The 21,267-nt window shown below is 69.5% G+C and carries 26 protein-coding genes; 19 read left to right on the top strand and 7 right to left on the bottom strand.

The window, feature by feature from the left end; translation table 11 throughout:
• The first annotated feature begins 3 nt into the window (after positions 1-3).
• From ACK41C_RS06635 to ACK41C_RS06595, 9 genes are all read left to right on the top strand, one after another.
• Positions 4-2,025, top strand: coding sequence for an alpha/beta fold hydrolase (locus ACK41C_RS06635; protein ID WP_409651816.1), 2,022 nt, complete (start codon positions 4-6; stop codon positions 2,023-2,025).
• A gap of 83 nt (positions 2,026-2,108) precedes the next feature.
• Complete coding sequence (locus ACK41C_RS06630; RefSeq protein WP_409651813.1) at positions 2,109-2,411, top strand: hypothetical protein; 303 nt, start codon at positions 2,109-2,111, stop codon at positions 2,409-2,411.
• A 69-nt stretch (positions 2,412-2,480) separates the two neighbouring features.
• Entirely contained in the window at positions 2,481-2,642 is a 162-nt protein-coding gene (locus ACK41C_RS06625) for a hypothetical protein (RefSeq protein WP_409651811.1), read from the top strand.
• A 152-nt stretch (positions 2,643-2,794) separates the two neighbouring features.
• The gene (locus tag ACK41C_RS06620) at positions 2,795-3,517 is read left to right on the top strand and encodes an MBL fold metallo-hydrolase (protein ID WP_409651808.1); all 723 of its coding nucleotides are present in this window, start codon (positions 2,795-2,797) and stop codon (positions 3,515-3,517) included.
• 154 nt (positions 3,518-3,671) lie between these two features.
• Positions 3,672-4,682, top strand: coding sequence for a type I glyceraldehyde-3-phosphate dehydrogenase (gene gap, locus ACK41C_RS06615; protein ID WP_409651805.1), 1,011 nt, complete (start codon positions 3,672-3,674; stop codon positions 4,680-4,682).
• Between the two features lie 124 nt (positions 4,683-4,806).
• Complete coding sequence (locus tag ACK41C_RS06610) at positions 4,807-6,009, top strand: phosphoglycerate kinase (protein WP_409651803.1); 1,203 nt, start codon at positions 4,807-4,809, stop codon at positions 6,007-6,009.
• Positions 6,010-6,026: 17 nt separating this feature from the next.
• Positions 6,027-7,064 (top strand): class I fructose-bisphosphate aldolase, encoded by a 1,038-nt coding sequence (locus tag ACK41C_RS06605; protein WP_409651801.1) that lies wholly within the window; start codon positions 6,027-6,029, stop codon positions 7,062-7,064.
• 69 nt (positions 7,065-7,133) lie between these two features.
• Positions 7,134-8,219: a class II fructose-bisphosphate aldolase gene (gene fba, locus ACK41C_RS06600; protein ID WP_409651799.1), complete on the top strand. Its 1,086-nt coding sequence runs from the start codon at positions 7,134-7,136 to the stop codon at positions 8,217-8,219.
• 53 nt (positions 8,220-8,272) lie between these two features.
• Complete coding sequence (locus ACK41C_RS06595) at positions 8,273-8,542, top strand: hypothetical protein (protein ID WP_409651796.1); 270 nt, start codon at positions 8,273-8,275, stop codon at positions 8,540-8,542.
• Positions 8,543-8,547: 5 nt separating this feature from the next.
• Here the strand turns inward: ACK41C_RS06595 and ACK41C_RS06590 are convergent, their stop codons facing one another.
• Together ACK41C_RS06590 and ACK41C_RS06585 are read right to left on the bottom strand one after the other, a co-directional pair.
• Positions 8,548-9,057, bottom strand: coding sequence for a DUF1465 family protein (locus tag ACK41C_RS06590; protein ID WP_409653944.1), 510 nt, complete (start codon positions 9,055-9,057; stop codon positions 8,548-8,550).
• A gap of 134 nt (positions 9,058-9,191) precedes the next feature.
• Complete coding sequence (locus tag ACK41C_RS06585) at positions 9,192-9,401, bottom strand: DUF1192 family protein (RefSeq protein WP_409651794.1); 210 nt, start codon at positions 9,399-9,401, stop codon at positions 9,192-9,194.
• Between the two features lie 83 nt (positions 9,402-9,484).
• On the opposite strand from ACK41C_RS06585, the gene ACK41C_RS06580 reads away from it, so the two are divergent.
• Positions 9,485-10,462, top strand: a complete 978-nt coding sequence (locus ACK41C_RS06580) for an NAD(P)H-quinone oxidoreductase (protein WP_409651791.1) — start codon at positions 9,485-9,487, stop codon at positions 10,460-10,462.
• Here the strand turns inward: ACK41C_RS06580 and thpR are convergent.
• A complete protein-coding gene (gene thpR / locus ACK41C_RS06575) occupies positions 10,457-10,990 on the bottom strand; it encodes an RNA 2',3'-cyclic phosphodiesterase (protein WP_409651789.1) in 534 nt (177 codons plus the stop codon). The genes ACK41C_RS06580 and thpR overlap by 6 nt on opposite strands.
• Before the next feature lie 126 nt (positions 10,991-11,116).
• Between thpR and ACK41C_RS06570 the strand changes: the two genes are divergently transcribed.
• Positions 11,117-11,869 carry a Bax inhibitor-1/YccA family protein gene (locus tag ACK41C_RS06570; protein WP_409651786.1) on the top strand — a complete coding sequence of 251 codons (753 nt, stop codon included), beginning with the start codon at positions 11,117-11,119 and terminating at the stop codon, positions 11,867-11,869.
• 61 nt (positions 11,870-11,930) lie between these two features.
• Here the strand turns inward: ACK41C_RS06570 and ACK41C_RS06565 are convergent, their stop codons facing one another.
• The 3 genes from ACK41C_RS06565 to acnA all read right to left on the bottom strand — a co-directional run bounded on the left by ACK41C_RS06565 (position 11,931) and on the right by acnA (position 16,086).
• The gene (locus ACK41C_RS06565; protein WP_409651783.1) at positions 11,931-12,263 is read right to left on the bottom strand and encodes a DUF2794 domain-containing protein; all 333 of its coding nucleotides are present in this window, start codon (positions 12,261-12,263) and stop codon (positions 11,931-11,933) included.
• Positions 12,264-12,589: 326 nt separating this feature from the next.
• Positions 12,590-13,294: a DUF1223 domain-containing protein gene (locus ACK41C_RS06560; protein ID WP_409651781.1), complete on the bottom strand. Its 705-nt coding sequence runs from the start codon at positions 13,292-13,294 to the stop codon at positions 12,590-12,592.
• Positions 13,295-13,398: 104 nt separating this feature from the next.
• Positions 13,399-16,086: an aconitate hydratase AcnA gene (acnA, locus tag ACK41C_RS06555; protein ID WP_409651778.1), complete on the bottom strand. Its 2,688-nt coding sequence runs from the start codon at positions 16,084-16,086 to the stop codon at positions 13,399-13,401.
• Positions 16,087-16,296: 210 nt separating this feature from the next.
• On the opposite strand from acnA, the gene ccmA reads away from it, so the two are divergent.
• From ccmA to ACK41C_RS06515, 8 genes are all read left to right on the top strand, one after another.
• Positions 16,297-16,899 (top strand): heme ABC exporter ATP-binding protein CcmA, encoded by a 603-nt coding sequence (ccmA, locus tag ACK41C_RS06550; RefSeq protein WP_409651776.1) that lies wholly within the window; start codon positions 16,297-16,299, stop codon positions 16,897-16,899.
• Positions 16,896-17,561 carry a heme exporter protein CcmB gene (ccmB, locus tag ACK41C_RS06545; protein ID WP_409651774.1) on the top strand — a complete coding sequence of 222 codons (666 nt, stop codon included), beginning with the start codon at positions 16,896-16,898 and terminating at the stop codon, positions 17,559-17,561. The genes ccmA and ccmB overlap by 4 nt, the downstream gene beginning before the upstream one ends.
• A gap of 90 nt (positions 17,562-17,651) precedes the next feature.
• Positions 17,652-18,149, top strand: coding sequence for a Spy/CpxP family protein refolding chaperone (locus tag ACK41C_RS06540; RefSeq protein WP_409651771.1), 498 nt, complete (start codon positions 17,652-17,654; stop codon positions 18,147-18,149).
• A gap of 166 nt (positions 18,150-18,315) precedes the next feature.
• On the top strand, positions 18,316-18,852 hold the full coding sequence (locus ACK41C_RS06535; protein ID WP_409651768.1) for a Spy/CpxP family protein refolding chaperone: 537 nt from the start codon (positions 18,316-18,318) through the stop codon (positions 18,850-18,852).
• Positions 18,853-18,892: 40 nt separating this feature from the next.
• On the top strand, positions 18,893-19,624 hold the full coding sequence (gene ccmC, locus ACK41C_RS06530; RefSeq protein WP_409651765.1) for a heme ABC transporter permease CcmC: 732 nt from the start codon (positions 18,893-18,895) through the stop codon (positions 19,622-19,624).
• A 6-nt stretch (positions 19,625-19,630) separates the two neighbouring features.
• Positions 19,631-19,783 (top strand): heme exporter protein CcmD, encoded by a 153-nt coding sequence (gene ccmD, locus ACK41C_RS06525; protein WP_409651763.1) that lies wholly within the window; start codon positions 19,631-19,633, stop codon positions 19,781-19,783.
• Positions 19,780-20,298, top strand: a complete 519-nt coding sequence (locus ACK41C_RS06520; protein WP_409651760.1) for a DsbE family thiol:disulfide interchange protein — start codon at positions 19,780-19,782, stop codon at positions 20,296-20,298. The genes ccmD and ACK41C_RS06520 overlap by 4 nt, the downstream gene beginning before the upstream one ends.
• Before the next feature lie 64 nt (positions 20,299-20,362).
• Positions 20,363-20,605, top strand: a complete 243-nt coding sequence (locus ACK41C_RS06515) for a hypothetical protein (RefSeq protein ID WP_409651758.1) — start codon at positions 20,363-20,365, stop codon at positions 20,603-20,605.
• A 4-nt stretch (positions 20,606-20,609) separates the two neighbouring features.
• Here the strand turns inward: ACK41C_RS06515 and ACK41C_RS06510 are convergent, their stop codons facing one another.
• Positions 20,610-21,179: a MarR family winged helix-turn-helix transcriptional regulator gene (locus tag ACK41C_RS06510; protein ID WP_409651755.1), complete on the bottom strand. Its 570-nt coding sequence runs from the start codon at positions 21,177-21,179 to the stop codon at positions 20,610-20,612.
• Positions 21,180-21,267: the final 88 nt, after the last annotated feature.

Here is a 21,267-nt window from a genome sequence, read left to right as displayed (position 1 = left end):
TCCATGCGAAAGGCTCTTCTGGCGGCCGCGACGGCGAGCGCCGTCCTGGCCGCGACCGGCGCCGCGTCGGCCCAGACGGCCGCGCCGCTCATCGAGCGCAGCAAGATCTTCGGCAATCCAAGCCGCGCCCAGGCGCGGATCAGCCCCGACGGCCAGTGGCTGTCCTGGACCGCCCCCCGCGACGGGGTGATGAACGTCTGGGTCGCGCCCGTCGCCGATCCGGCCCAGGCGCGGCCGCTGACGGCGGAGACCGACCGGCCGATCCGCGGCTATTTCTGGGCCCCGGATTCGAACCAGATCCTGTTCATCAACGACAAGGGCGGAGACGAGAACTTCCTGCTCTACGGCGTCGACGTGCGCACCGGCGCGCAGAAGACCCTGACCCCCTTCGAAAAGACCCGGGTGCAGATCGTCGGCATCAGCCGGTTCGTGCAGGACAGGATTCTCGTGGGGATCAACAACCGCGACCCGCGCTGGCACGACGTGCATAGCCTGGATCTCGCGACGGGCCGGCTGACCCCCGTGTTTCAGAACGACGGCTTCGCAAGTTTCGTCGCCGACGACCGGCTGAACCTGCGCCTGGCGGTCCGGCCGCGCCCCGACGGCGGCCGCGACGTCTTCGCGATCAAGGACGGCAAGGTCGCCGCCGAGCCGACCGAAACCATTCCCTACGAGGACAGCGGAACCCAACCGGTGGGCTACACGCCCGACGGGCGGACGCTCTATTGGATCGACTCCCGCGGACGCGACACCTCGGCCCTGGTGGCCCAGGACACCGCTACCGGCGAGCGGAAGGCGCTGGCCCATGACGCCCGCGCCGACATCTTCACCGGGCTGCTGGAGCCGAAGACCGGCAAGTTCCAGGCCTATGCGGTGAACTATCTCAAGACCGAATGGGTCGGCGTCGATCCCGCGGTGAAGGCCGACCTGGATTTCCTGCGCGCCGAACTGCCCGGCGAGATCGCCGTCACCTCCCGCACCGACGACGACAAGCTCTGGATCGTCTCGGCCGATCCGGTGAACCAACCCTCGGCGGCTTATCTCTTCGACCGCAACGCCCGGAAGCTGACCCGGCTCTATGTCACCCGGCCGGAGCTCGAGGGCCTGCCGCTGGCGCCCATGCACCCCCTGGAGATCAAGACGCGGGACGGCCTGACCCAGGTCTCCTATCTCAGCCTGCCGCCAGGCTCCGACGCCGACGGCGACGGGCGGCCGGAGGCGCCGGTTCCCCTGGTGCTGCTGGTTCATGGCGGGCCCTGGGGACGGGACACCTACGGCTATGACGGCTGGACCCAATGGCTGGCCAACCGCGGCTATGCGGTGCTGTCGCCGAATTTCCGGGCCTCCACCGGCTTCGGCAAGGCCTTCACCCGCGCCGGCGACATGGAGTGGGGCCGCAAGATGCACGACGACCTGATCGACGCCGTCGACTGGGCGGTGAAGTCGGGCGTCACCACCTCCGACAAGGTGGCGATCATGGGCGGCTCCTATGGCGGCTACGCCACCCTGGCGGGGCTGGCCTTCACGCCCGACGCCTTCGCCTGCGGCGTGGACATCGTGGGTCCGTCGAACCTGGTCACCCTGCTGGAATCCATCCCGCCCTACTGGCAGGCGATCCGCACCCAGTTCAACCGCTCCATGGGCGACCCCGCCACGCCTGAGGGCCGCGCGGTCCTGATGGAGCGCTCGCCCCTGACCAAGGCCGACCAGATCAAAAGGCCGCTGCTGATCGCCCAGGGCGCCAACGATCCGCGGGTGAAGCAGGCCGAGAGCGACCAGATCGTGGCGGCCATGAAGGCCAAGGGCATTCCGGTGACCTATGTGCTCTTCCCAGACGAGGGCCACGGCTTCGCCAAGCCGGAGAACAACATCGCCTTCGTGGCGGTGGCCGAGCACTTCCTGGAGCGCTGCCTCGGCGGACGCTCCGAGCCGTTCGGCGAGGTCCTGGCCAAGAGCTCCATGAAGGTCGAGCACGGCGCAGCCTTCGCGCCGGGCCTGGAGGCGGCCATGGGGGCTGGGAAGTAGGCGCTCCTGGACTTGATCGGCGTCAAGCCCGGGGCGCTGCGTCGCCGTTGGCGAACGGCCTTGGTCGTGCCATGAAGGCTCCCATGCTCCGCCGTCTGCTGGCCTTCGCGATGCTGGTCGTCCTGGCGCTCGCCGCGCCCGTGGCGATGGCGCAGCCCGGCGCGCCTTCCGGCGACACGATGGCCGCGCCCGCGGCTCGCCATGGGGATTGTCACGCGCCGCCGGCGGAGGACTGCCGCATCGCCTGTGCGATCTGCATGGCCCTCGCCGCCGAGCCGCCGGCGCTGTCGGAGCGCACGCATGTCTTCCTGGCCCGGGCGGTCGCCGACGCCGTGCCGCCGCCTGGCCTGGACCTCGAGCCCGACCCGCCGCGCCCGCGGTTCTGAGCGTCTTCCTTCGGAATTCCAGACTCCAATTTCATTCAGCAAAGGCCCTGCGGGGCCGAAGGACGAATCATGAAGACGATCAAGACTCTGGCGCTCGCCGCCTTCCTCGCCGCTCTGGGCGCCGGCGCCGCGGCCGCCGCCGAACAGGCGCCGAAGATGGACTGCTGCGCCAAGTGCGAGTGCTGCAAGGACAAGAAGCCGGCGGAAGCCGCGCCGGAGCACAAGCACTAAGAGAACCGGCACTAAGAGAACCGGCCGGCGGGCGGGGCGGCTTTCGCTCCGCCCGCCAAGGGCCCGCCGCCGCTGCGCGCCGCAAATCGTGATCGGCCGCGCCTTGCCGAACCTTTCAAGGCGGCGCTTCCATGCCGCTAGGGAGGCGCCGGATGGAAACGAAAGTCAGCGAGATCGCAGCCGGGATCTACCGGCTCTCCACCCTGGTCCCCGACATCGCGCCGCCGGCGGGCTTCACCTTCAATCAGTTCCTCATCGATGGCGACGAGCCGATGCTGTTCCACTGCGGCCACCGGCAGGCCTTCCCGGCCCTGGCGGAGGCCGTGGCCCATGTGACGCCGGTCGAGCGGCTCCGCTGGATCGGCTTCGGCCACGTAGAGGCCGACGAGTCCGGGGCCATGAACCAGTGGCTCGCCGCCGCCCCCAACGCCCAGGTGGCGCATGGCGCGCTTGGCTGCGACATCTCCCTGAACGACATGGCCGACCGACCCCCACGCGCCCTGGCGCAGGGCGAGGTCCTGGACCTGGGCGGCAAGCGCATGCGGTGGCTGGCCACGCCCCATGTGCCGCACGGCTGGGAGGCCGGGGTCTTCTACGAGGAAACCACCGGCACGCTCTTCTGCGGCGACCTCCTGACCCATGTGGGCGACGGCCCGGCCCTCACCGAGGCCGACGTGCTCGGCCCCGCCATCGCCGCCGAGGCCATGTTCCACGCCATGTGCATGACCCCGGCGACGGGGCAGATCCTGCGGGAGCTGGCCGATCTCGCACCCCGGACGCTGGCGTTGATGCACGGCTCGTCCTTCGCGGGCGACGGCGCAGCCCCCCTGCGCGGCCTGGCGGAGTTCTGCGAAGCCGGCGGCCCCCCCGCCTGATCCGCCGCGGGCGGCGCCGAAGGCCCCTCTCGATACAAACCGACGCCGGATTTGACCGCCGGATGGGTTGACTCGCCCGCACAAGCCCTCAAGAACCCCCGGCGAATCCTTGAATAAACGCCGGGGTCGCCGGCAGCCGAGCTAGGAGAACTCCATGACTGTGCGCGTCGCCATCAACGGTTTCGGTCGTATCGGCAGGCTGGTCCTGCGCTCGATCGTCGAACATGCGCGCCGCGACATCGAGGTGGTGGCGATCAACGACCTGGGTCCGGTGGAGACCAACGCCCACCTGCTGCGCTACGACAGCGTGCATGGCCGCTTCCCCGGCCAGGTGACGGTGGACGGCGACTCCATCGACGTCGGCCTGGGCAAGATCAAGGTCACGGCCATCCGCAATCCCGCCGAGCTGCCGCACAAGGAGCTGGGCGTCGACATCGCGCTGGAATGCACCGGCCTCTTCACCTCCAAGGACAAGGCCAAGGCGCACCTGGACGCCGGCGCCAAGCGCGTGCTGGTCTCCGCCCCCTGCGACGAGGCTGACCGCACCATCGTCTATGGCGTGAACCACGACAGCCTGACGGCTGCGGACGTGGTCGTCTCCAACGCCTCGTGCACCACCAACTGCCTGGCCCCGATCGCCAAGGTCGTCCATGAGCTGTGCGGCATCGAGCGCGGCTACATGACCACGATCCACGCCTATACCGGCGATCAGCCCACCCTCGACACCATGCACAAGGACCTCTACCGCGCCCGCGCGGCGGCCCTGTCCATGATCCCGACCACCACCGGCGCGGCCAAGGCCGTCGGCCTGGTGCTGCCGGAGCTGAAGGGCAAGCTGGACGGCTCCTCGATCCGCGTGCCGACCCCCAACGTTTCGGTGGTGGACCTGAAGTTCGTGCCGGGCCGCTCCGTGACCAAGGACGAGATCAACGAGGCCCTGAAGGCCGCGGCGACCTCCGGTCCGCTGAAGGGGATCCTGGCGGTCTCCAACGACCCGCTGGTCTCCACCGACCTCAACCACATCGCCGCCTCGTCCACGGCGGCCCTGCCCCAGACCCAGGTGATCGAAGGCCAGCTTGGCCGCGTGCTCTCCTGGTACGACAACGAGTGGGGCTTCGCGACCCGCATGAGCGACACCGCCGTCGCCATGGCGAAGCTGATCTAAACCGCCTCATGGGTCCCGCGCCTTCACCGCTCATCCCGGCGAAGGCCGGGACCCAGATTCATCCTGAGCGCTCGGCGGGTTTCACCTGGGTCCCGGCCTTCGCCGGGATGAGCGGAGACGTGTAATGACCTTCAAGACCCTCGACGACGCCGACCTCGCCGGCCAGCGCGCCCTGGCCCGCGTCGATCTCAACGTGCCCATGGCCGACGGGAAGGTGACCGACGACACTCGTCTGCGCGCCGTGGTCCCGACGATCAAGAAGCTGCAGGCCGGCGGAGCCAAGGTGGTGCTGCTGGCCCACTTCGACCGGCCGAAGGGCAAGCGCGTGCCGGAGATGAGCCTGAAGTCCGTCGTGCCGGCCCTGTCGAAGGTGCTGGGCGCGCCAGTGGCCTTCGCCGACGACTGCGTGGGCGAGGCGGCGGCCAAGGCGGTGGGCGCCCTGAAGAACGGCGAGGTGCTGCTGCTCGAAAACGTCCGCTACCACGCGGGCGAGGAGAAGAACGATCCGGAGTTCGCGCGCGAGCTGGCCGCCAACGGCGACCTCTATGTGAACGACGCCTTTTCCGCCGCCCACCGGGCGCACGCCTCCACCGAGGGCCTGGCCCGCCTGCTGCCGGCCTATGCGGGCGAGCAGATGCGCAAGGAGCTGGAGGCGTTGGACGCCGCCCTCGGCAATCCGAAGCGGCCAGTGCTGGGCATCGTCGGCGGCGCCAAGGTCTCCACCAAGCTCGATCTTCTGAACAACCTGGTGGGCAAGCTCGACTACCTCGCCATCGGCGGGGGCATGGCCAACACCTTCCGTTTCGCCCAAGGCTACGACGTCGGCGCCTCGCTCTGCGAGAAGGACATGGCCGACACCGCCCGGGAAATCCTGCAGAAGGCCGAGGCCGCCGGCTGTCGGATCATCCTGCCCGTCGATGCGGTGGTGGCCGAAAAGCTCGAAGCCGGCGCGCCGTCGCGGATCGTCGAGCTGGCCGCAGACGCCGGAAGCCTTGGCCCCGAGGACAAGATCTTCGACGTCGGCCCCAGGACCCTGCAGCAGATCCTCGAGGCCATGTCCCAGGCCAAGACCTTCATCTGGAACGGCCCGCTCGGGGTCTTCGAGGTGCAACCCTTCGACCGCGCGACCGTTGAAGCCGCGAAGCTCGCGGCCAAGCTCGCTCGTTCGGGCGCGCTGGTGGCTGTCGCGGGCGGGGGTGATACTGTGGCCGCACTGAATGTCGCCGGATGCGCCGAAGACTTCACCTTCGTCTCCACCGCCGGCGGCGCGTTTCTTGAATGGATGGAGGGAAAGGAACTGCCCGGTGTGGCGGCTCTGGCCCGGTAAGGCACAGTGGGGAAGGCATGAATCTCGCGGCACTCAACGAAATCGCCGAGAAGATGGTGACGCCCGGCAAGGGCATACTGGCGGCCGACGAATCCACGGGCACCATCCAGAAGCGGTTTGACGCGATCGGGGTCGAGAACACCGAGGCCAACCGCCGCGACTATCGCGAGCTCCTGTTCCGCACCACCGAGGCCATGCGCGAGCACATCTCGGGAGTGATCCTCTTCGAAGAGACCCTCTATCAGAACGCCGCCGACGGCGCGCCGCTGGTCGACCTCATCACGGCTGCAGGCGCGGTTCCCGGCGTCAAGGTCGACAAGGGCGCCAAGCCGATGGCCGGCTTTCCGGGCGAAACCCTGACCGAGGGTCTGGACGGCCTGGGCGAGCGATTGAAGCGGGACTATGAGCGCGGCGCCCGCTTCGCGAAATGGCGGGCGGTGATCGACATCGCCCCTGATACCGGAAATGGAGGCGTTCCCACCTGGGGCGCGGTGAAGGCCAACGCCCACGCCCTGGCCCGCTACGCCGCGGTCTGCCAGGCTGCCCAGATCGTGCCGATCGTCGAGCCCGAGGTGCTGATGGACGGGGCTCACGACATCGAACGCTGCGACACCGTCACCCGCTGGGTGCTGCAGACCGTGTTCCAGGAGCTCTTCGAGCAGCGCGTGGCCCTGGAAGGCATGGTGCTGAAGCCGAACATGGTCGTCTGCGGCAAGAAATGCGAGACGCGCGCCTCGGTGGACGAGGTGGCCCACCGCACCATCGCTGCGCTCAAGGCCCACGTGCCCGCCGCCGTGCCGGGCATCGCCTATCTGTCCGGCGGCCAGACCGACGAGGAGGCCACCGCCCACCTCGACGCCATGAACAGAATCGGCGGCTTTCCCTGGAAGATGACCTTCTCCTACGGCCGCGCCCTTCAGGCTGCGCCGCAGAAGGCCTGGGCGGGCAAGCCGGAGAACGTCGCCGCCGCGCAGCGGGCCTTCGCCCACCGCGCGCGCATGAACGGCCTGGCCAGCCTGGGCAAATGGGAAGGCCGGCTTGAACAGGCGGCCTGAAGACCGCCGCCGCCAGGGCCGCTCCGGCGGCCCTTTTTCATTCGATCGATTTCGCAGGGGAGATTGGGCATGGCCCGAATCACGCTGAGGCAGCTTCTGGATCACGCCGCCGAGCACGGCTACGGCGTGCCGGCCTTCAACATCAACAACATGGAGCAGGCGCTGGCGATCATGGAGGCCGCCGAGGCCACCGACTCGCCGGTCATCATGCAGGCCAGCCGCGGCGCGCGCGCCTACGCCAACGACATCGTGCTGAAGCACCTGATCGACGCCATGGCGGAGATGTATCCGGCCATCCCGATCTGCATGCACCAGGACCACGGGAACAACGAGGCCACCTGCGCCACCGCCATCCAGTACGGCTTCACCTCGGTGATGATGGACGGCTCGCTGATGGCCGATGGCAAGACGCCTGCCGACTACGACTACAATGTCCGCGTCACCCGCAATGTCGTCGACATGGCCCACTGGGTCGGCGCCAGCGTCGAGGGCGAACTCGGCGTGCTGGGCAGCCTCGAAACCGGCATGGGCGAGAAGGAGGACGGCCACGGCTTCGAGGGCAAGCTCGGCCACGACCAGCTGCTGACCGACCCCGACCAGGCGGTGGAGTTCGTGAAGGCCACCGAGGTCGACGCCCTGGCCATCGCCATGGGCACCAGCCACGGCGCCTACAAGTTCACGCGCAAGCCGGACGGCGAGGTCCTGGCGATGAACGTGATCGAGGAGATCCACCGCCGCCTGCCGAACACCCACCTGGTGATGCACGGCTCCTCCTCCGTGCCGCAGGATCTGCAGGACATCATCAACCAGTACGGCGGCGAGATGCCCCAGACCTGGGGCGTGCCGGTGGAAGAGATCCAGCGCGGCATCAAGCATGGCGTGCGCAAGATCAACATCGACACCGACAACCGCATGGCCATCACCGGCGCCATCCGCAAGGTGTTCGCCGAGAAGCCCGGCGAGTTCGATCCGCGCGGCTATCTCAAGCCCGCCAAGGAGGCCATGCGCAAGGTCTGCGTCCAGCGCTTCGAGGAGTTCGGCACGGCCGGTCACGCCTCGAAGATCAAGCCGCTGCCGATGTCGGCCATGGCCAAGCGCTACGCCTCGGGCGAGCTTTCCCCCAAATTCGACGCCACTCTGAGGGCGGCGGAATAGCGCAATCCCCGCGGGCGCCGGAACACGGCGCCCGCCTCGCGCCTTTTCCCGACATGCGGCGATATCTCGCCACCATATTCCTTCTGCTCGCCTTGGCCCTGGTGGCCGGCTTCTTCGGCTGGGCGCTGCACACGGCCGAACTCATGGGCGCCGGCTGGGAAAGCCTCGCCGGAATCTGGCTCTATGTGCTGGGAGGCCTTCTGGCGGTGGGGGCGCTGACCGGCGGGCTGATGTGGCTCGCCTTCTATTCCTCGCGCCACGGCTATGACGAGCCGTTCGACGTGAACAAGCCCAACGGCGGCCGCGGAGACGACCGCCGCTGAGGGCTTCAGCGCCCGAAGGCGGCCTGCAGGCGGTCCAGATGGTTGGCCACCGGGTTCGGCGCCTCGGTTGGCTCTTCCACATACATGCGGCGGTCCAGGTGGCGCACACGCTCGTAGAGCCGCTCGGAGCGCTCAGTGAGCAGCAACAGGCCGGCCGGCAGGTCTTCGGTCGTGGCGTTCTCGTTGCGGCAGACCTCTTCGGCGCCGAGCCGATAGCGGTCGTCGCAGGCCGCTTCCGGGGGGATGTCGCCTTCCCGCACCGCGCGCTGGACCAGCAGCCAGGACGCGACCTGCATCAGCCGGGTGGTGAGCCGCATGCTCTCCCCGGCATAGGCCAGGGCCGCATTGCGAGAGAGCGACTTGGACTCCTGCCGTCCCGCGCCGTCCAGATAGGCGGCGGTCTCCTCCACGAGGTCCATGCCCTCCTGAAAGGTGCGGTCGAAGAGCTCCGAACCCGCAAAATCGGCGATCACGCCGGCGCGCCAGCTGTCGGACGCCTCGTTCCGATAGATCATTGCCGTCTTCAGCCCCTTACGCTCGTCGATCCGCTCCGGCGCGGCGGCCGGCCTGGAGGGCTGTGCAACCCCCATGCCAAGCCGCGAGCTCCGGCTCGCTGACGATCCCCCAAATTCGCCCGCCGCGCGCGGGTCTAGCCGCCCATTCTGGGCGAGAACAGCGCGTCCGCCGCGGCCCGGCCGGCGCGCTTGCGCTCGATCTGGGCTCGGCAGCGGGCGATCTCGGCTTCGAGGATCTCGATGCGCTCCTCGAGTTCGCCAAGCCCGTAGAGGTCGAGGTCCTCACGCACGGCTTCGATCAGCCGCTGGCCCCGACCCATCCGGATATCCGCCGGTTCGTCCATCAAGAGCCTCCTTTGCCGGCCCCCGTTCGGCGGCTATCTGAACCGGGACGCCCCTCTCGCGCAAGACTTCGAAAGGCCGCAGCATGAACCAGACCATGACCGCCATCGCCGTGGAAGGCGGGAAAGGCCCGGCTGAGGCCCTCAAACCGGTTTCCCTCACGCGGCCAATTCCCAAGCCCGGAGAGATCCTGATCCGGGTGAAGGCGGCCGGCGTCAACCGCCCCGACATCGTCCAGCGCCTGGGCGCCTATCCGCCGCCGCCGGGCGCGCCCGAAACCCTGGGCCTGGAGGTCGCCGGCGAAGTGGTGAACGCCGAAGGCCGCTGGCAGGCCGGCGACCGGGTCTGCGCCCTACTCGGCGGCGGGGGCTACGCCGAGTACGCCGTCGTCGACGCCCGGCACGCCTTGCCGATCCCCGAGAAGCTGGACTTCGTGCAGGCGGCCGGTCTGCCGGAGACGGTCTTCACCGTGTTCGCCAACGTCTTCGAGCATGGCGCCCTCAAGGCGGGCGAGACCTTGATGGTGCATGGCGCCACCTCGGGCATCGGGGTGACCGCCATCCAGATGGCCAAGGCCGCCGGCGCCCGGGTGATCGCCACCGCCCGCGGCGCCGACAAGGCGGCCGAAGCCCTTCGACTGGGCGCCGATCTCGCCGTCGACGCGACGACGGAAGACTTCGCCGCCGTCGCCAAGGCCGATGGCGGCGTCGACGTGGTGCTGGACATGGTCGGCGGGGACTATTTCGCCAAGGACCTGGACGCGATCCGCACCGGCGGGCGGATCGTCTTCATCGCCGCCCAGGGCGGAGGGGAGGTCGCCCTGCCGATCTTCCGCCTGATGCAGAAGCGGGCGGTGGTGACCGGTTCGACACTCCGCCCTCGCGACGCCGAAGAGAAGGCGCGCCTGGCTGCCGCCGTCGAGGCCCGGGTCTGGCCCTGGATCGCCGAGGGCAAGGTGCGCCCGCCGGTGGACAAGACCTTTCCCCTGGCGCAAGCCGCGGAAGCCCACGCCCACCTTGAGTCCGGACGGCACGTGGGCAAGGTGGTGCTCACCGTCTCATAGGGAATAGGCCTGTTCGAGCCGGTAGGCCAAGCCTTCGTCCGTCCGCCAGCTGGAATAGAGGCCGAACGCCCGCGCCACGAACGGCGGCGACCTCAGGAGGTTGTGGGTCTGCACCCAGGCGGCGACTTCCGCGGGATCGGCGCGCCGCAGATAGGCCAGGGTGACATGCGGCTTGTAGGCGCGGCTTTCCGGCTTCAGCCCCGCGCGCCGGGCAGCCGTCTCCACAGCCTTGGCCAGGCGGCGCAGGGCTGGGTTTTCGGCCACCCCGGCCCACAGCACATGGACATCGGCGCCTTCGCCGAAGGTCCCGACGCCGGAAAGCTCCAGGGTCAGGGGCTCTCCGCTCACCACGGACAGGGCGCTGTCGATGTCGTCGGCGACGTTCTCCGGCACGTCGCCGAAGAACCGCAGGGTGATGTGCAGGCTCTCCGGAGGCCGCCAGCGCGCGCCCTGCACGCCCTTCTGACGGCGGGCCAGGGCCTCGCCCAGATCCTCGGGCACGGCGACGGCGGCGAACAGGCGGAGCATAGATCAACCTAAGAGCTGATGGACCTAACGCAAACGTAATCGCGTTTCTCTTGCACGGACTTGCATCGATCACGATATTCGGAACCGCGCCCGATCCGGGGCGTCAAGAAAAGGGCACCGCCTATTATGAGCGACTACGACCGCAGCTATGCGCGCACGATCCCCGCAGATCGCGCCGACATGTCGGTGGATGCGGGCCTGCGCAGCTTCATGCTCGGCGTCTACAACAAGGTGGCGCTGGGCCTTCTGCTTTCCGCCGCCCTGGCCTTCCTGACGGGGACCTTCCCGCCGGTCCGCGACCTGATGTTCGCGACCACGGCGGACGGCCGGCTCGCCGGCTACACCCTGCTCGGCATGATCGTCGCGTTCTCGCCGCTGGCCATGATCTTCATCTCCATGTTCGCCATGCGGAATCCCTCTCCGCGGCAGGCGGGCATGCTCTACTGGGCGATCGTCACCTCGATCGGCGCCGGCATGGGCGTTCTCGCGCTCGTCTATACGGGCACGTCGATCTTCCAGACCTTCCTGATCACCGCGGCGGCCTTCGGCGGCCTCTCGCTGTTCGGCTATACGACCAAGAAGGACCTGACCGGCTTCGGCAGCTTCCTGATCGTCGGCCTGATCGGCCTGGTGATCGCCATGCTGGTGAACATGTTCCTCCAGCTGCCGGCGATGGCGATGATCATCAACATCCTCGGCGTGTTCATCTTCGCCGGCCTGATCGCCTACGACACCCAGCGCCTGAAGATGACCTACTACCAGCTGGGCGGGAACGAGGCGGCCATGGGCGTGGCCACCAACTACGGCGCGCTCAGCCTCTACATCAACTTCATCAACCTGTTCCAATTCCTGCTGGCCCTGTTCGGCGACCGCCGATAAGCCCAGGCGACAGGCTGAAGAGCTCGAACCCCGGCGGTCCTCCGCCGGGGTTTTTGCTGGCCTATTCGACGATCCGGAATCGGCCCTTGTCGAAGAATCGCAGCACCTGGTCGAGGTCGTGGCCGCGCTTCAGCACGTGGCCGCCCTGGCCGATGACCGCCCAGGCGCCCTGGCGCCGGGCCAGGGCCGGGCGCTTCTCGATGCGGTAGAGGGGGGCCTCCGAAGCCCGGCGGAAGACTGAGAAGACGCAGGCGTCGGCCAGCCCGCCGATGCCGTAGTCGCGCCATTCGCCGGCGGCCACCATCCGCCCGTACAGCGACAGCAGGCGTTCCAGCTCCCGGCGCTCGAAAAAGACCAGGGCGCCGGGCGCCGTGTGGGACGGGTCGAAGGCCATCTGATTGGAGGTTAAACCGAATTTCCGGGCCCCGACAATCGGCCCGCGGAGCCGCATGTGACCGCCGCGACACGCAGGGCCCCGCACGTGAACAGATCTTAATCCGTCGCCTTGGAAAGACCTTATTTCGGTCCTGCGTGCGCCTGATCCACCAGGGATAGTCTCATTGTCGGTTGGTCGGAACCTGCTGGTCCCGGATCCTGAACAGCCCCCCCAGCCCCCCTGGATCGTGGGCTTCGATCAACCGGCGCTTGAGAGACATCCCCCCTCCCCAAGACACGCCCCGCGGCCCCTCTCCTCCGCGGGGCGTCGTCGTGTCTGGCGGTCTATTCCTCCGGAAGGTCCTTCTGGGCCAGCGCCAGGACGGCGCCGCTCTGCGGGGCCTGGACGATCACGGCCGTGACCAGCCCCTCCTCCTCGGGCGGCGGCATGCGATAGGCGGTGGGCCGCCCGCGCCAGACGCCCAGTTTGGAAATCTGCCGCACGACGTTCCTGTGCTCCACCGTGCGGCCGCGGTTGTCGCCCTTGCGCACCGTCACCTCCTGCACCCGCGGATCGTAGCGGATGAGCCAGACCTCGGCTCCGCCGCGCGGCGCGCGCCCATAGCCGACGTCCACCCGGCGCGGGCCGATGAAGGCCATGTCCGGCGGGTCCATGCGGGTCTTGGCGGCTTCGGCGACCAGCCGCTCCACCGCCTCCATGTCCCGCCCGCCGGTCTGGGCGTGACCGTCGACCACAACCTGCGGCGTGTAGGGCTCACGCAGGTCGAGCCGGGTCACATAAGCCTTCTGGCGCTCGGCGAATTCCGGCTGGGCGAAGGTGTCAGTCCAGCCGAGATAGTCCCAATAGTCGACGGGGAAGGTCAGGACGAGCACGCCCGGCCGCTCGGCCAGGGCGGCCAGGTTCGAATTGGCCTCGCTGCATGAGGCGCAGCCCTGGGCGGTGAACAGCTCCACGACGACCGGCGGCCTGGCGCTCGCCAGGGCGGGCGCGAGCGCCAAGACGAGACTGAAAAGCGCGGCCTTACGCATCGTGGCGCAATTAAGCGGAGTTCCGGGGGGATTGGGCTTCAAGATGGTGTGAGAGCCCGCAGAGGGCGGCCCGGTATCGCCGAGCCGCCGCCTGGCCGGGGCGTCTAGGCCGCGGATCCGGCCAGGTTCCGCAGCACGTAGTTCAGCACGCCGCCGTTCTTGAAGTACTCGAGCTCGGTCGGCGTATCGATCCGGCACCGCACCGGGAACCGCGCGATACGACCGTCCGACGGGCGGTACATCTCGACGGTCAGCTGCTTGCGGGGGGCAAGCTCGGTCAGACCGCGGATGGTGACGATCTCCTCGCCGGTGAGGCCGAGCTTGTGCCAGCCTTCCTGGGTGAACTGCAGCGGCAGCACGCCCATGCCCACCAGGTTCGAGCGGTGGATGCGCTCGAAGCTTTCGGCGATCACCGCCCGCACGCCCAGCAGCTTGGTGCCCTTGGCCGCCCAGTCGCGCGAGGAGCCGGTGCCGTACTCCTTGCCCGCGAACACGACCATCGGCCGCCCCTCGCCCTGGTAACGCATGGCCGCGTCGTAGATCGACATGGTCTCGCCCGAGGGGAAGTGCTTGGTCACGCCGCCTTCGATGTCCGGGGTGATCCTGTTGCGGATGCGGATGTTGGCGAAGGTGCCGCGCATCATCACTTCGTGGTTGCCGCGCCGTGCGCCGTAGGAGTTGAACTCCGTGGTCGGGACCTGGCGCTCGCGCAGATAGACGCCCGCCGGCGCGGTGGCCTTGATCGAGCCGGCCGGCGAGATGTGGTCGGTGGTGATCGAGTCGCCGAACACCCCCAGGATCCGGGCCTCGACGATGTCGGTGACCGGCGCCGGTTCCATCTGCATATCTTGGAAGTAGGGCGGGTTCTGCACGTAGGTGGAGCCCATGTCCCAGGTGTAGGTCTGGCCGCCGGCCACCTTGATGCCCTGCCAGTTCTTGTCGCCCTTGAAGACGTCCGAATAGCGGCTGGCGAACATCTTCTGCGTCACGTGCTTGCGCTGCAGGGCGGCCACTTCCTCCGAGGAGGGCCAGATGTCCTTCAGGTAGACCGGCTTGCCGTCCTTGCCTTCGCCCAGCGGCTCGGTGGCCAGGTCGATCAGCATGGAGCCGGCCAGCGCATAGGCCACCACCAGCGGCGGCGAAGCCAGGTAGTTGGCCCGCACGTCGGGATTCACCCGGCCTTCGAAGTTGCGGTTGCCGGAGAGCACCGAGCAGGCGACGAGGTCGCCCTGGTTGACCGCATCCGAGATCGGTTCCGGCAGCGGGCCGGAATTGCCGATGCAGGTGGTGCAGCCGTAGCCCACCAGATTGAAGCCCAGGGCGTCCAGGTGCTTGGTCAGGCCCGCGGCCTTCAGATAGTCGGTGACCACCTGCGAGCCGGGGGCGAGCGATGTCTTCACCCAGGGCTTCACCTTCAGGCCCTTCTCGACCGCCTTCTTGGCCAGCAGGCCGGCGGCGATCAGGACCGAGGGGTTGGAGGTGTTGGTGCAGGAGGTGATGGCGGCGATCACCACGTCGCCGTCGCCCACGTCGAAGTTCTCGCCGGCCACCGGGACCCGCGCGCCGCCTTCGGGGCGGCCGAAGTCCTTGGTCATGGCGGCCTTGAACTCGGAAGCGGCCTCGGACAGCAGCACCCGGTCCTGCGGCCGCTTCGGCCCGGCCAGCGACGGCTGGACCGTGGAGAGGTCGAGCTCAAGGGTGTCGGTGAACACCGGCTCCGGATCGCCGGCCTCCACCCACATGCCCTGGGCCTTGGCGTAGGCCTCGACCAGTTGCACGCGAGCCTCGTCGCGGCCGGTGGCGCGCAGATAGTCGATGGTGGCCTTGGTGACCGGGAAGAAGCCGCAGGTGGCGCCGTATTCCGGGGCCATGTTGGCGATGGTCGCCTGGTCTTCCAGGGTCAGGCCGGCCAGGCCGTCGCCGAAGTACTCGACGAACTTGCCCACCACGCCCTTCTTGCGGAGCATCTGGGTGACGGTCAGCACCAGGTCGGTGGCCGTCGCGCCGTCCGGCAGCGAGCCGGTCAGCTTGAAGCCGATCACCTCGGGGATCAGCATCGGGATCGGCTGGCCCAGCATGGCGGCTTCCGCCTCGATGCCGCCCACGCCCCAGCCCAGCACGGCCAGGCCGTTGACCATGGTGGTGTGCGAGTCGGTGCCCACGACGGTGTCCGGATAGGCGACGGTCGCGCCCTCGTCGTCATTGGTCCAGACGGTCTGGGCCAGGTATTCCAGGTTCACCTGGTGGCAGATGCCGGTGCCGGGCGGCACCACGCGGAAGTTGTTGAAGGCCGAGGAGCCCCAGCGCAGGAAGCGATAGCGTTCGATGTTGCGCTCGTACTCGCGCTCCACGTTCTCGCCGAACGCCTTGGCCGTACCGAAGTAGTCGACCATCACCGAGTGGTCGATGACGAGGTCGACCGGGTTCAGCGGATTGATCTTCTCGGGGTTGGCCCCGAGCTTGGTCATGGCGTCCCGCATGGCCGCCAGGTCGACCACCGCCGGCACGCCGGTGAAATCCTGCATCAGCACGCGGGCAGGGCGGAAGCTGATCTCGTGCTCGACGGCGCCCTTGTTCTCCAGCCAGGCGGCGACGGCTTTCAGGTCCTCGGCCTTGACGGTGTCGCCGTCCTCGTTGCGCAGCAGGTTCTCCAAGAGAACCTTCATCGAGACCGGCAGGCGCGCCACGCCCGAAAGACCGGCTTCCTCTGCGGCGGGAAGGCTGTAGTAGACGTAGGACTTGTCGCCCACCGCCAGTTCGCGGCGGGCCTTGAGGCTGTCGATCGACGCCATAGCGTAAGGATCCTTCTCTGTTCCCGGCCGCACTACGACCAATTCGGGGATCGCGCGCTTGTCGAGGCGGACACACAGCGTTCGCCCCTGCGCGGCGTACGCCCCCCGAGGTGGCGACGGCCGCGCGCGTCATAGACCGGGATTGCCCAACCGTCCATGCAGCTGTCTCTTCCGCTCCGTTCCCGCGGCGGGCCGGAAACGGGAGGTGAGGTGATCGCCTCCCTATCCATCCAGGGCCTGGCGCTGCGGCGCGGCGGGCGGCTGCTGTTCTCCGGCCTCGATCTCGAACTGGCCGCGGGCGAGGCCGTGGCCCTGACCGGGCGCAACGGGGCGGGGAAGACCAGCCTGCTGCGCGCCGTCGCCGGCCTCCTGCACCCTGAGGCGGGAACCATCGCGTTCGGCGATCTGGATCCGGCCGACGCCCGGTCCGATCACCTCCATCTCGCCGGGCATCAGGACGGACTGAAACCGGGGCGCACGGCGCGCGACGAGCTGGCGTTCTGGACCCGCTGGGCGGGTGGAACGCCCGAGCGACTGGCGGAGGCCGCGAGCGCTCTGGAGCTTGCGGCTCTGCTCGATCTGGAGGTCCGCCGCCTTTCGGCGGGCCAGCGTCGGCGGGTCTCGCTGACCCGCCTGCTCGCCGCGCCGCGGGCCCTGTGGCTGCTCGACGAGCCGCTCAGCCCGCTGGACGCCGAATGGCGCGCGCGCTTCGGCGAGGTGATGGCCCGACATCTCGCGGAGGGCGGGATGATCGTGGCGGCGGTGCACGACCCCTTGCCGCTCCCGGCCCGCACCCTGGAGCTCGGCGCGTGAGCCGCATCGGCGCCTTGCTGGCCCGGGAGGTCGCGTTGGCCTGGGGCCGCGGCGGCGGCCCGCTGGTGGCGGTGGGCTTCTATGCCGGCGTCGCCACCCTTCTGCCCCTGGCCACCGGGCCGGAGCCCGAGCGGCTTGCGGCCGTGGCCCCCGGCGCGGCCTGGGTCGCCCTGGCGCTTGCGGCCCTGCTCTCCCTCGAGCGCCTTTTCGAGCGGGACTACGAGGACGGCGCGCTGGACCTGCTCACCCTGTCGCCGGCGCCGCTGGAGATCGTCTGCGCCGTCAAATGCCTGGGCCAGTGGATCGCAACCGGCGCGCCTTTGGCGCTCGCCGCGCCCGCCGCGGCCATCGCGCTCGGCGCCTCTCCGACCCTGGCCCCACTGATCTTCGCCTGCGCGCTGGTCGGCGGCCTCGCCTTCGCCTTCACCGGCGGGATCGGCGCGGCGCTCAGCCTGGGCGCCCGGCGCGGGGGGCTGCTGACGGCGGTGATCGTGCTGCCGCTCTTCGTGCCGCCGGTGATCTTCGGCGGCGGGGCCTTGGACGGGTTTTCCGCCGGCCTGCCCTGGACGGGCGGCTTCGCCCTGCTCTGCGCCTACGCCGCGGGCGTTGTAGCTCTGGGGCCGGTGGCGATGGCGGCGGCCTGCCGAAACGCCCTTTCCTGAAGATCGGCGACGGAAACCGCCGCCCCGTCCGTTCAAGCCTTCGAGGGATGAGCCCCCGGGGGGGCTTCAAGTTCGGAGACTATGACGTCCATGACCATTCGGACCCTTGGCGCGGCGGTCCTCGCCGGCGCCCTTCTGGCCGGCGGCGCAGCCACCGCCGTTTCGGCCCAGCAGCCCGCCCGCCCCGCACCGGCCGAGCGCGAAGCGCGGCCTCAGCTGACGCCGGAACAGCGCCTGGAGCGCCGCGCCGAGCACCTGCGCGCCGCCCTGCAGCTGCGCTCCGATCAGGAACCGGCCCTGCGCGCCTATCTGCAGGCCGCCAAGCCGCAGCGGATGGACCGCGACGCCATGCGCCAGCAGCGGCAGGCCTGGGCGAACATGACCACGCCCCAGCGCCTGGACCGCCAGAAGGCTATGATGACCGAGCGCATGGCCCGCTTCGATGCTCGCGCGGCGGCGACCAAGCGCTTCTACGCCCAGCTCGATCCGCAGCAGCAGAAGGCCTTCGACGCCATGGCCGGCGAGCGCCGCGGCAAGCGCGGCCACGGCGGCGGCTGGGGCGGCGGCCCGATGGGCCGTCACGGCTAAATCCGAGAAGATCACCGCCATCGCCGGGCTCGGCGATGGCGGCGCCACATTACGAAAGCTTCACCGCCGCTGTAACCGAACGGGCGCGTTTTCGCCCCGATCGGCGCCGAACCTTGCGCCTTCTCGCACGCCAGAGAGGGAGATTGAGGCGATGTTTCGAGATTCCATGGCGCTTCTTGCCGGCGTGGCGCTCGCCTTGGCCGCGAGCCAGGGCGCAGCCGCCGCCGAGCCTGGCGCCCGCACCGTGGCCAAGAAGATGGAACGGGCCGAGCGGGTGGAAGGCGCGCACGGCCCCCGGGTGTTCGTCATGCGCCACGGCGAAGATCGCGCCGAGCGGCTGAAGAACCTTCTGCAATTGCGGCCCGGGCAGGAGCCCGCGCTGAAGGCCTATCTGGAGGCGGTGGACCCGCAGCGCGACCACCTGGCGGCCGTCGAGCGGACGCTGGAGACCCGCAAGGCCACGCCCGAGCGTCTGGCCGAGATGGAGACCCGCCTGGACGGGCATCACGCCGCCGCCAAGGCGCGGATCGCCGCCACCCGCGCCTTCTACGCCCAGCTCGACGAACGCCAGAAGCGCGCCTTCGACGAACTGCCGCTGATGATGATGGGCCCAGGCCTGGGCCCGATGCCGATGGGTCCGGCGCTCATGGTCCGCCGTCTGCCGGACGGCGGCTTCGAAATGCCGCCGCCCCCGGACCTTTAGGCGCCTTGCCCGCCGGGATTTTGGGGGCTAAGCCGCGCCCATGATCCCGGCGCCGGCCTTCCTGTCGAACCCCGAACGGTTCATGGCCTTTTCCCGCTGGGCCGCGCCGATGTTCGGGGCCATCGCCGTCGTACTGGCGGCCGCGGGCCTCTGGCTCGGCTTCGCAGCCCCGGAAGACTACCAGCAGGGCGACACCGTCCGGATCATGTTCATCCACGTGCCGGCCGCCTGGATCAGCATGTTCGCCTATGTCTGCCTGGGCGGGGCGAGCTTTCTGGCGCTGGTCTTTCGCCACGCCCTCGCGGACGCCGCAGCCCAGGCGGCCGCTCCCCTGGGCGCGGCCTTCACCTTCCTCGCCCTGGTCACGGGGTCCCTCTGGGGCGCCCCCATGTGGGGCGCCTGGTGGGTGTGGGACGCTCGGCTGACCTCGGTGCTGGTGCTGTTCCTGCTCTACGTCGCCTACATGGCCCTGCGCGCCTCGCTGGACGACGAGGCCAAGGCTGCGCGCGCGGCCGCCATCCTGGCCCTGGTGGGGCTCGTCAACCTGCCGATCGTGAAGTTCTCCGTCGACTGGTGGAACACCCTGCACCAGGGGGCTTCGGTCTTCCGCCGGGAAGGCCCGGCCATGACGGCCGAGTTCCTGTGGCCGCTGCTGTTGATGGGGCTCGCCTACATGGCTGCGTTCGGCTCCCTGTGGCTGGTGGGCATCCGCGCCGAGGTCTGGCGCCGGAAGGCCGAGGCCAAGGCCCTGCGCGCGGCGGCGAGGGGGTAGGCGGCCATGCTGGATCTCGACGCCGGCGCCTACGCCGCCTTCGTCTGGCCCTCTTACGCCATTACCGCCGCGGTCTTCGTCGGCATGGTCTGGTACTCGCTGGCCCGCGCCCGCCGCTGGCGTCGCCGCGCTGAAGAGGAGCGGAGAGAGCGGCGATGAACCGCTGGCTCGCCCTGCTGCCGCTCGCCGCCCTGCTGGCGCTGGGCCTGCTGTTCGGCCTCTATGCGCTGAAGCGCGACCCCAAGGTCCAGCCCGACGCCCTGGTCGGCAAGCCCGTGCCCGAGCTCGTGCTGCCGGCGCTGGAGGGCGGCCGGGCAACCCCCTTGCGCGAGGCGCTGGGCGGCGAGCCCGCCCTGCTCAACATCTTCGCCTCCTGGTGCGCGCCCTGCGAGATCGAGCATCCGGTGCTGGTGGATCTGAAGGGCCAGGGCGTGCGGATCGTCGGCGTCGCCTACAAGGACGCGCCGGAGAACACGCAGGCCTTCCTGCAGCGGCTGGGCGATCCCTTCGCCGCCCGCCTCATCGACCGCGACGGCCGGGCGGGCATCGAACTCGGCGTCACCGGGGTGCCGGAGACCTATCTGATCGGCGCCGACGGGATGGTCCTGGCCAAGCACACCGGCCCGCTGACGCCGGAGACCGCCCGCGAACTTCTGGCGAAGGCGCCGCGTTAACCAAACTTGAACCGGCCCGCGCCAGGGTCGGGCAAGTTTGCGTTAACCATAAGGTTCGAGCTCCGTGGCCACGCCGGTCCGCCCGCCCCTGCATCCGCATCTTCAGGTCCAGGCCCAGGCGCCCGGCCTTCAGAGCGCACGCAGCGCGGCCCAGCGCGCCTTCTTCGAAGCCGCGGCAGGCCGGGCGACCGCGACGGCGGAACCGGCCGCGCCCGCCGCTCATGTGCAGAAGGTTCCGACCGCCCTGCCCGCCGATCCGCCGGAACGCGTCCTGCGCCCGGGATCGCTGCTGGACATCAAGGTCTGAAGGCTCAGGCCGCCTTCTTCAGCTTCTTCTTCTTGGGCTTGTCGGCCTTCCTCGGCTTCTCGGCCTTGGGGGCTTTCGGCGGCTTTTCCGCCTTCGGAGGCTTGCCCTTGGCCGCCTCGCCCGCCGCCACCAGGTCGCGCAGGGCGGCGACGAGGCTCTCGCGCTTGCCGGCGGACAGCAGTTTCAGGAGCTTCGCGTCGGCGGCCGCCATCTTCGGCGCAGCTTCGGCCAGCGCCAGGGCGCCGGCCTCGGTCAGGCTGACGGCGTTGGCGCGCCCGTCGCTGTCCGACCGCCGCCGCTCCAGCAGCCCCTTGGCGATCATCCGGGCGGCCATATCGGCCAGGGTGGAGCGGTCGATGCCGGTCAGCTTGACGAGTTCGGTCTGGGTCGGCCCCTCGCGGGAGGCGACGGCGGCGAGCACCGCATACTGACGTTGGGTGACGGCGGCGGGGCCGAATTCCTCCGCATAGATGTCGAGCGCCAGCTGCAGCGCCCGGTGCAGCAGGTGATTGGGCGATCCGTCCAGGGCGGGAAGCCCCGCCTTCGGCTTCGTCTGACCTTTGGTCTTGGCCATCTGCGGCTCTCCCGTCGCACCTGCCGAAAGCTAGCGGGCCATGGTGTCGCTTTGACGACAGATGGTCCGTGGGCGGCGCATGCGCCAG

The sequence above is a fragment of the Phenylobacterium sp. genome (assembly GCF_046290725.1).
Classification (GTDB): Bacteria; Pseudomonadota; Alphaproteobacteria; order Caulobacterales; family Caulobacteraceae; genus Phenylobacterium.
This window is presented reverse-complemented; position numbering and strand designations above follow the sequence as displayed.

Bases quoted from the DNA above. Each gene is read 5' to 3' on its own strand.
- ACK41C_RS06540 (WP_409651771.1), top strand. From the start codon at position 17,652: ATGACCATTCGGACCCTTGGCGCGGCGGTCCTCGCCGGCGCCCTTCTG.
- ACK41C_RS06590 (WP_409653944.1), bottom strand. From the start codon at position 9,057: ATGATCTATCGGAACGAGGCGTCCGACAGCTGGCGCGCCGGCGTGATC.
- ACK41C_RS06605 (WP_409651801.1), top strand. From the start codon at position 6,027: ATGAATCTCGCGGCACTCAACGAAATCGCCGAGAAGATGGTGACGCCC.
- gap (WP_409651805.1), top strand. From the start codon at position 3,672: ATGACTGTGCGCGTCGCCATCAACGGTTTCGGTCGTATCGGCAGGCTG.
- fba (WP_409651799.1), top strand. From the start codon at position 7,134: ATGGCCCGAATCACGCTGAGGCAGCTTCTGGATCACGCCGCCGAGCAC.
- ccmC (WP_409651765.1), top strand. From the start codon at position 18,893: ATGATCCCGGCGCCGGCCTTCCTGTCGAACCCCGAACGGTTCATGGCC.
- ccmD (WP_409651763.1), top strand. From the start codon at position 19,631: ATGCTGGATCTCGACGCCGGCGCCTACGCCGCCTTCGTCTGGCCCTCT.
- ACK41C_RS06565 (WP_409651783.1), bottom strand. From the start codon at position 12,263: ATGGCCTTCGACCCGTCCCACACGGCGCCCGGCGCCCTGGTCTTTTTC.
- acnA (WP_409651778.1), bottom strand. From the start codon at position 16,086: ATGGCGTCGATCGACAGCCTCAAGGCCCGCCGCGAACTGGCGGTGGGC.
- thpR (WP_409651789.1), bottom strand. From the start codon at position 10,990: ATGCTCCGCCTGTTCGCCGCCGTCGCCGTGCCCGAGGATCTGGGCGAG.
- ACK41C_RS06520 (WP_409651760.1), top strand. From the start codon at position 19,780: ATGAACCGCTGGCTCGCCCTGCTGCCGCTCGCCGCCCTGCTGGCGCTG.
- ACK41C_RS06580 (WP_409651791.1), top strand. From the start codon at position 9,485: ATGAACCAGACCATGACCGCCATCGCCGTGGAAGGCGGGAAAGGCCCG.
- ACK41C_RS06535 (WP_409651768.1), top strand. From the start codon at position 18,316: ATGGCGCTTCTTGCCGGCGTGGCGCTCGCCTTGGCCGCGAGCCAGGGC.
- ACK41C_RS06510 (WP_409651755.1), bottom strand. From the start codon at position 21,179: ATGGCCAAGACCAAAGGTCAGACGAAGCCGAAGGCGGGGCTTCCCGCC.
- ACK41C_RS06585 (WP_409651794.1), bottom strand. From the start codon at position 9,401: ATGGACGAACCGGCGGATATCCGGATGGGTCGGGGCCAGCGGCTGATC.
- ACK41C_RS06610 (WP_409651803.1), top strand. From the start codon at position 4,807: ATGACCTTCAAGACCCTCGACGACGCCGACCTCGCCGGCCAGCGCGCC.
- ACK41C_RS06570 (WP_409651786.1), top strand. From the start codon at position 11,117: ATGAGCGACTACGACCGCAGCTATGCGCGCACGATCCCCGCAGATCGC.
- ACK41C_RS06635 (WP_409651816.1), top strand. From the start codon at position 4: ATGCGAAAGGCTCTTCTGGCGGCCGCGACGGCGAGCGCCGTCCTGGCC.
- ACK41C_RS06595 (WP_409651796.1), top strand. From the start codon at position 8,273: ATGCGGCGATATCTCGCCACCATATTCCTTCTGCTCGCCTTGGCCCTG.
- ACK41C_RS06630 (WP_409651813.1), top strand. From the start codon at position 2,109: ATGCTCCGCCGTCTGCTGGCCTTCGCGATGCTGGTCGTCCTGGCGCTC.
- ACK41C_RS06625 (WP_409651811.1), top strand. From the start codon at position 2,481: ATGAAGACGATCAAGACTCTGGCGCTCGCCGCCTTCCTCGCCGCTCTG.
- ACK41C_RS06620 (WP_409651808.1), top strand. From the start codon at position 2,795: ATGGAAACGAAAGTCAGCGAGATCGCAGCCGGGATCTACCGGCTCTCC.
- ACK41C_RS06560 (WP_409651781.1), bottom strand. From the start codon at position 13,294: ATGCGTAAGGCCGCGCTTTTCAGTCTCGTCTTGGCGCTCGCGCCCGCC.